Raw genomic sequence first — 3084 nt, forward strand, 5'->3', positions numbered from 1 at the left:
ATCAACAATTTTGGCATGAGAAGGCTCCGTGGGCAGCAGGTGTCCCTCCTGAATCTGACCCAGATTCTGTTTGCGACACTTTTATCCTATATGGTCTTTAAAGAAATCCCGCCCATCTACTTCTATCCCGCAGCCCTTCTGATTCTGACTGGCCCCCTCATTGTCATCCTAACAGCACGGACCGTTCCGCGGACGAGGACCCAACAATGATGGAAAAAAAGCTATGGGACAGATTTATCAGGCCCAGCCTCCTCGATAAAAACTGGTATAAGCTGGACAATGCCGGTAAAATTTATCCGGCCCTGCTGAGTAAAAGAATCAGCAGTCTCTTCCGAATCAGCCTGAACCTGAAAGAACCGGTATCCCACCCACTCCTTTGCCGCGCTGTTGAAAACACAATGCCCCGGTTTCCCTATTACCAGGTGAGCCTCCGACCGGGATTCTTCTGGTATTTTCTGGAAACAAACCCGCGCACGCCGCCTGTCGAGGCTGACTCTCTCTACCCCTGTGTGGGTTTTCCTCTCAAAAAACGGGGGATGTTCCTCTTTAGAATCCGGATTTATAAAAGTCGGATTGCTCTGGAATGTTCCCATATATTGACCGATGGGAACGGGGCTCTTACATTTCTAAAAACCTTGACCGCCGAATATCTGAGACTGAAGGGCATCCCTATTGAACCAGATGAAGAAATGGGGATTCTCAAGCTGAATCAAAAAGCAAATCCCGAAGAGTTTGAAGATGCCTTTCACAAGCATTTCAACAAATCCATCCCCGAGACTTCCCGCAGCGCCAGGGCATTCCATTTGACGCAAAAACTAATCCCTCCAGGTCATTACAATGTCACGACCGGAATCTGCTCAGTCTTAGAGGTAAAAGCTCAAGCCAAAAAATACGGCATCAGTCTAAGTGAGTTTCTTATCGCTCAGCTCATAGACAGCTTTCAGGATTATATGAAAGGACCCCAGGGTAAAGACAGAAAGAAAATGCCTATAAGAATGAATGTTCCAGTCAATCTGAGAGCTCTTTATCCTACCAAATCAATGAGAAACTTTTTCCTCTCTGTAGAACCCTGGATTGACCCCCGTCTGGGCCATTATGAATTTAAGGAGATTTGTGCCAAAGTGCATCATTATATGCGTTATGAAGTAGACCGGAAATTTTTGAATCAGCAGATTACAAGAAACATGAAGGGGGAGCTGAATATCATCAACAGGCTGTTTCCACTCCACCTGAAAAATATGTTCATGCCGAGTATCTACAGAATCTTGGGAGAGAACAACTATACCAGTGGATTCAGCAACCTGGGGATGATCGTTCTGCCTAATCCCATGAGTGAGCATATAGAAAGCTTTGATTTTTACCCTCCCCCCAGCACAGGAAACAAGATCAAATGCACGGCTCTTAGTTATAAGAATGAATTGAGAGTCTCCTTCGGCAGTCTAATGAAGGAGACAGAGATAGAGCGTCTCTTTTATACGGGCCTGCGCCAAAAAGAGATAAGAGTTAGAATTGAAAGTAACCGGTTTTACTGAGCCCGATAAGATCCTGGAGGAAAATATGCCCTATTGTTCAAGATGCGGAGTGGAAGTGTACGAAGATGCCGAAGAATGCCCCCTCTGCCAGTCCCCCATCCAGAAATTCTCCTCAGACCCTGTTTCGGGAAGAACCTTTCCAGAAGACGAGATGGCCTCTCCCCACCCTCCCCGGATGAATAAGAAGGAAAGACTTCACCTGGCTTCGGTTCTGACGGGATTCGGAATGCTGATACCGGTCCTGATCACCTTGTCTGTTGACCTGACCATCAACAGGATACTGACCTGGTCCTACTATCCAACAATTATTCTGGCAGGCTGCCTTCTGATTGTCCTGACAGCCCTGTATTCCACCAGGAAGCCGGGACAGCTTATATGGCTTGTTTTCCTGATCATCTGTGGGACTATGCTCTCCCTTCAAACTTTTACAGGTGCTTCAATGGCGGCTCTTACATTAGGGTACCCCATTGTTCTGTCTGCAGCGGTATCCAGCCATCTGGTAGTTCTATGCTCTTCCCGGGCAAAAAGAAAGGGTTCCAATGTGGCGGCATATATTCTTGTCGGTCTGGCTTTATTCTGCGTTCTGACAGATTTGCTGCTGAGTTACAGCCTGAATGGAAGAATGATGCCCGGATGGTCTCTTATAGTCGTAGCTGCAACACTTCCTATATCACTGATCCTGATATACCTTCATTACAGAAAAAACAAAGAGTCAAAATTTAAGAAATATTTCCATTTCTAAAGACCTCAGGTTTCTTCCATATCGCCGGTAAATTGCTTCTTTTTCTCGATTTCTTTGGCAGAATTGGTAATCTCTTTTTTAAGAACCCGGATCTCCTGACGCCGGGCCAGTATTTCCTCTTCCAGAGAATCGATCCTGGATGTCATATATTCCAGATCATGACTGAGTTTATCAATATCTTTTCTGGCTTCCCATTTTTCAATACTCAGATTGAGCTGGATAGCATCTTCTGTCAGAGCATCAATCTCGGCAATGGCATTTTTCACTTCCGGCAGAGCTTTCAGATGCTCCGGTGTATCTCCGGTGACAGACTCACCCCATTTTTTAAGGGCCTCCATCAGACGATCCTCTTCGAGAGCCTGTTCCTTAGTGAGAGAATCAATCCGCTTCTTAGGCCCTCGGCCTCCACAGAGTTCCTTTAGACGCTCTTTGTTCAGCAGCTTCTGCTCTTCCACCCTCTGCTCGTCTTCCAGGACTGATTGCCACTCTTTATCGGCACGGAACCAGGGGGCCAGAAGAACAACATCTTTACTCTCCGCATCCCCTTTCCCTGCCCCGAGAAGCAAGGCATCGTTCAAACACTTCTGGTAGAGTTTGCTCTGAGAGAGTTCCATTGTCTTTTTTTTGCCTTTCAGCACCGTCATTCTGCTCTTTCGAACAAGACCTCTGATCAGATTTTTATTAATCACCTGATTTTCTGCTTGAAAAAGCTCTGTCTCATTGTCGCGTATCTTTGTTATATTTTTAATAAGGGGCTCAAAAGCCTTCTTCCAGGGAACATCCAGATCCTGTGTGTTCACAAGGTAAAAA

At 46.0% G+C, this 3084-nt stretch carries 4 protein-coding genes; 3 read left to right on the plus strand and 1 reads right to left on the minus strand.

The genetic code is table 11. The features are described 5' to 3' along the window. The 3 genes from PF479_RS09270 to PF479_RS09280 form a co-directional block, all read left to right on the plus strand. Nucleotides 1-210, plus strand: a 210-nt coding sequence (locus tag PF479_RS09270; protein ID WP_298005346.1) for a hypothetical protein, incomplete at its 5' end; no start/stop codon positions are given. Then, nucleotides 207-1532, plus strand: a complete 1326-nt coding sequence (locus PF479_RS09275) for a hypothetical protein (RefSeq protein ID WP_298005349.1) — start codon at nucleotides 207-209, stop codon at nucleotides 1530-1532. The genes PF479_RS09270 and PF479_RS09275, both read left to right, overlap by 4 nt. Then, nucleotides 1510-2274, plus strand: coding sequence for a DUF6320 domain-containing protein (locus PF479_RS09280; RefSeq protein WP_298005352.1), 765 nt, complete (start codon nucleotides 1510-1512; stop codon nucleotides 2272-2274). The genes PF479_RS09275 and PF479_RS09280 overlap by 23 nt, the downstream gene beginning before the upstream one ends. Nucleotides 2275-2279: 5 nt before the next feature. Here PF479_RS09280 and PF479_RS09285 read toward each other — a convergent pair. Then, on the minus strand, nucleotides 2280-3084 hold an 805-nt coding region (locus tag PF479_RS09285), incomplete at its 5' end, for a hypothetical protein (protein ID WP_298005354.1).

The sequence above is a fragment of the Oceanispirochaeta sp. genome, from assembly GCF_027859075.1.
Lineage (GTDB): Bacteria > Spirochaetota > Spirochaetia > DSM-2461 > DSM-2461 > Oceanispirochaeta.